The sequence below is a fragment of the Algibacter sp. genome (assembly GCF_049667265.1).
Lineage (GTDB): Bacteria > Bacteroidota > Bacteroidia > Flavobacteriales > Flavobacteriaceae > Algibacter_B.
In genome coordinates this window covers 1-2380 of the sequence record NZ_JBATHX010000284.1, presented here as the reverse complement: position 1 = coordinate 2380, position 2380 = coordinate 1, and the positions used below count along the sequence as shown (strand labels likewise).

The window sequence follows — 2380 nt, the reverse complement described above, 5'->3', positions numbered from 1 at the left end:
TTCTAATATTTGCAGTTTGATCTGATAAAAAAGTCACATTTAAGTTTGAAGCCATCATGGATTCTGCCGTTTCTGCAGTACATGCTCCAGGATCAGTAACAACTACCGTTCTTGTAACCTCAGTTGCTGGATTACCAGCATTATCATTTACGTTATAAGTGATGGTATAGGTGCCTGGTGTATTTGCATCCACAGTATCCCCAGCAACTACAATGCTACTCGTAATATCTCCATCTACATCATCCGTAGCCGTTGCTCCAGGATCAGTAAATGTGCTTCCTGTTTCAACATTCATCGTGGCACTTCCAATTAACGTGATTACTGGTGCTACAAAATCATTAGCAACTATAACCGTTCTTATAACTTCCATCGCAGCATTACCAACTTCATCACTTACATTGTAGGTAATAACATAGGTGCCTGGTGTGCTTCCATCTACAGTATCTCCAGCTACTACAATACTACTAGAAATATCTGTACCATTCCCATCAACAGCAGTTGCTCCTGGATCGGTAAATGTACCTCCAATTGCAACATTGATTGTGGCACCACCAATTAAGGTGATTACCGGTGCTGATAATACTTGTTGAATATCGTCGATGTAAAATGTTCCTGCTGTTGTACCAGGACCATCAACAAATAATGTTAATCTTGAATACTGGCTTGAAGAAACAAAATCGAATGACATCATTTCCCATCCAGTACCGCCATGAGCCGCAGTAATTTCTATGTCTGCACCTGTACCTTCTTCAAGTTTCATTAAAACTGTTGTTGCAGCCTCAGACCAAAAATTCATTTTTATTGTTTTGTTTGCAGTAAAATCTATTGGTCTTCCCAAATCGAAATTAATACCTTCCCAATTCACACCACTATTTGTTATAGCACCAACATTAGAGGCTACAGCGTTAGATCCTGAAACATCAGGATTTTCAACTATATTAAAAGTTGCTCCATTAAAAACGGCTGGTTCATACTTTACGTTTTCATTATCAAACGTCATTGGTAAAGAAGCAATTTCCTTAACAAATATTGTTATAATATCTTCATACGTATCTGATCTTCCTGCAACATTTGTTATCTTTAAAATGACCGTGTAAGTGCCATTTGCAAACGAATGTACTGGGTTAATTTCAGTAGATGTAGATCCATCACCAAAAGTCCACAAATAATTTCTTACTTCTGTTGATGTGTTAATAAATGTTACCGTACCCGTGTCTGCATTAATTGTATGTGTAAAGCCAGCAATAACTTCTGGTAAAGGTTCATCATCATTTGCGCATGCAAATATGGATATTGCTAATATCAAAAGTGATATTTTTTTAGCTATTTTGAATAGTTGTTTCATAATTTCTCGTTTTATTAGTTTATTAGTTTAGTGTGTTGTTTTTATATACTCTTACGTAATCCACCAACATGTATTGAGGAAAAACTGTTTCGCTATTAGGAGCACCTCCAAAATTACCTCCAACAGCAAGGTTAATAATAATGTAGAATGGATGATCAAAAACCCAATTGCCTGTAACATCGGCTGGTGTTATCTGATTGTATAGTACATTATCTACATAGAAATTTATATAATTTGGATCCCATTCAATACCAAAAACATGGTAGTCTGTATCAAATCGATTATTATCTAAACTAAATGATTTTGTAATAGGGTTTCCTCCCGAATAACCAGGCCCATGAACCGCAGAACTAATTTCTGTTGGTTCACTACCTTTATTTTCCATAATATCAATTTCTCCACATGCTGGCCACACAAGCGTTCCATCTGTACCGTCACCACAATCGGCTCCTAAAAGCCAAAAAGCAGGCCACATACCTTGCCCGTAAGGCACTTGGATTCGCGCTTCAAAACGACCATACGCTTGTTCAAATTTGCCTTTAGTTAAAAGTCTTGCTGAAGTATATGCAGAACCATTATAATTTTCTTTATTTGCGATAATCAATAATGATCCGTTTTCTACTTTTACATTTTCAGTACGATTGGTATAGTATTGCAATTCGTTATTGCCCCAACCATTTTCTCCGTTACCTATATTATAGCCCCATATCGCACTATTAGGAGCGCCTTCAATATCAAACTCATCTTGCATAACAAGTTCTGTAAATCTTGCTACCGTTTGAGTTGAATCTGTAGAGCAACTTGATAGCGTTGTAAATAAAATCAATAATGCAAGACTAAAGACACTCAATACAAAGTTTCCTGACTTATACATTAGATTTTTTTTAAATATTTTTGTTTTCATTATTTAAGTTTTTTAAAATTAATTTTTAACTTCTAAATACTGTCTTAATCTTCATAGAAATAAACATTATCTAGATACCAATTACTTAATGATGAAAAATTAATATTTTCATAAATAATAAGTCCCATATT

At 35.0% G+C, this 2380-nt stretch carries 2 protein-coding genes; both read right to left on the bottom strand.

Annotated elements, in window-relative coordinates; translation table 11 throughout:
- Window positions 1-1345 (bottom strand): immunoglobulin-like domain-containing protein (locus WBN21_RS10615; RefSeq protein WP_424200096.1); only part of this gene is annotated, 1345 nt, incomplete at its 3' end.
- Between the two features lie 22 nt (window positions 1346-1367).
- Window positions 1368-2219, bottom strand: a complete 852-nt coding sequence (locus tag WBN21_RS10610) for a glycoside hydrolase family 16 protein (RefSeq protein WP_424200094.1) — start codon at window positions 2217-2219, stop codon at window positions 1368-1370.
- Window positions 2220-2380: the final 161 nt, after the last annotated feature.

Coding starts and splice junctions, on each gene's coding strand:
- WBN21_RS10610 (WP_424200094.1), bottom strand. CDS start 2,219: ATGTATAAGTCAGGAAACTTTGTATTGAGTGTCTTTAGTCTTGCATTA.